A 1,484-nucleotide genomic window follows, 5' to 3' on the forward strand; every position below is an offset into this window, starting at 1 on the left:
GGGTCGTAGGAGATCAGGCGGTCCCGCCATATCGTGCGCAGCCGGGCCGCCTTGGCGAGCAGCGTGGTCGCGGGGACGGTGAGGCGGGCCCAGTGGGTGCGGGTCCTGGGGGTGCGCTCGCCGGGGCGGAAGGCGGAGACGAACAGGTCGTCGCCGTAGCGGCGGAGGGTGACGACCAGGTCCAACGGGGCCGGGCCTTTGGGCGGCGGGTCCGCCGGGGGGACTGGCGGCTGCGGTAGCCGGGTGTAGTCGGCGGAGGGGTTCTGCCGGATGTCGAGTTGGAGGTCCCGGGGCACGTCGCTTACTCCTGCTCCTGGGCTCGGGTGTCTGCGGGGACGTCCACGACGGCGGAGAGGTCCTGGAGGACGGCGCCGTGGCCGCGGTCGAAGACGGTGATCCGGACGGTGTGCGGGCCGGGCGCGGCCGGGGTCAGCGCGAACCGGGCGGGCGCCCCGGCCGGTGTGTAGTCGGCGACGGGCGGGTCGAGCGCGGCGTCGGCGGTGACTGCGGCGACCAGGCGCAGGTCGGGGAGCGCGGAGGGATCGGCCTGCAGGGCGTTGTCGGCGGGTTCGAGGCGGAGCTCCAGGTGGGTGGTGGCGCCCACGGCGGGCTCCTCGGTGAGGGTGAGCCGGGGGCACCAGGCGGGTCGGGCGACGGCCGGTTGGGCGGGGCGGTGCATGGAGCCGCGGGAGCGGCGGGGGTGCGGGGCGGGCGGCCTCCGCGTGAGCTCCGCGAGGGCGGGCGCGGCGGGGACCGGCTTCGTGCCGGGTTCGGCGTTGTCGAGCTGCGACAGCGAGGTACGGGCCTCCACAGCCAGCGGGTGGCCCGGGTCCATCAGGGCCTCACGCCCGGTGCAGACCGCCTCCAGCAGTTCGCGGGCGAGGTCGAGGCGCTCGGTTGCGGCGAGGGCGTGGGCCAGTCCGACGGCGAGGGAGGGAAAGTGCGGGAACCCGCCGGGGCGTGCGGCACCGACGCTGACGGCAAGGTCGTCGGTGTCCCGGTGCCCGGCGATCAGGGCGGTGGTCGGCGCGGAGTCCCCGACCGCGATCCGGTCCGCGATGACGCGCTCGTACATGAGGACCGCGCCGATGCCGTCGCCGGCGCGCAGCCGGGCGAGGGCCAGGCTCTGGCGGATGCTCAGGGTGCGGTCGTTGCGGGCGCCCTGCACCGCGGTGCAGTTCTCGGCCAGTTCCTCCAGCCGGACGACGGCCCGCAACGGCCGGGCGCCGAGGGCCAGCATCAGCGCGTGGGACTCCCGGGCGTCCGTTGCGGCGTCGCTGGACCCGCCGAGGGTGTCGACGGCGGTGGCGGAGAGGTCGGCGGCCAGGCGGAGCGCCGCCTCGTGTTCCCCGCCGAGGTGGCGCGCGAGGGCGAGCAGGTGTCCGGTGGCGATGAGGTCGGGCAGGTCGGGGCCGGTGGGCCTGCTCCAGTCGTCGGCCAGGGGAGAGAGCTCAGCGATCACGCCGTGGTGGTCCCGGCTCAGC

The 1,484-nt window shown here is 76.3% G+C and carries 1 protein-coding gene and 1 pseudogene; both read right to left on the reverse strand.

All coding sequences use genetic code 11. The features are described from left to right. Window positions 1–296 (reverse strand): annotated as a pseudogene (locus tag ACFQ87_RS46355) (hypothetical protein); the annotation flags it as partial. A gap of 5 nt (window positions 297–301) precedes the next feature. After that, window positions 302–1,484: hypothetical protein (locus tag ACFQ87_RS46360; RefSeq protein WP_380617071.1), on the reverse strand; the 1,183-nt coding region annotated here is incomplete at its 5' end.

Source organism: Kitasatospora sp. NPDC056531 (genome assembly GCF_042794375.1).
In the GTDB taxonomy this organism is placed as follows: domain Bacteria; phylum Actinomycetota; class Actinomycetes; order Streptomycetales; family Streptomycetaceae; genus Kitasatospora.